This window comes from Staphylococcus sp. HMSC65H10, assembly GCF_001839185.1.
In the GTDB taxonomy this organism is placed as follows: domain Bacteria; phylum Bacillota; class Bacilli; order Staphylococcales; family Staphylococcaceae; genus Staphylococcus; species Staphylococcus simulans.
Genome location: NZ_KV840359.1, coordinates 1 through 237 on the forward strand (window position 1 = coordinate 1; position 237 = coordinate 237).

Genomic DNA, 237 nt, shown 5'->3' on the forward strand with positions numbered 1-237 from the left:
GATGAAATACAAATACATGGAAAAACAAGTAGAAGGTGCTAAAGCATTAGCAGAAAAATACCCGCACATGCAAACACATCAAGATATTTACAAAGAGCATGTGGAGGTGCTGGAAAAGGCAAAGATGTTTGACGAGATTAAAGAGTTAATTAATTGGTTTGATGAGATTGAACCTTATGAGTTTAAAGCTCAAGTAGTAAGAATAAAAAGAATTATTAACAATTTGGAGGACAAAAA

General features: G+C 32.5%; 1 protein-coding gene. It reads left to right on the forward strand.

Annotation, left to right across the window (positions count from 1 at the left end; genetic code table 11):
* Nucleotides 1-16: 16 nt before the first annotated feature.
* On the forward strand, nt 17-237 hold a 221-nt coding region (locus HMPREF3270_RS13950; protein ID WP_176746720.1), incomplete at its 3' end, for a hypothetical protein.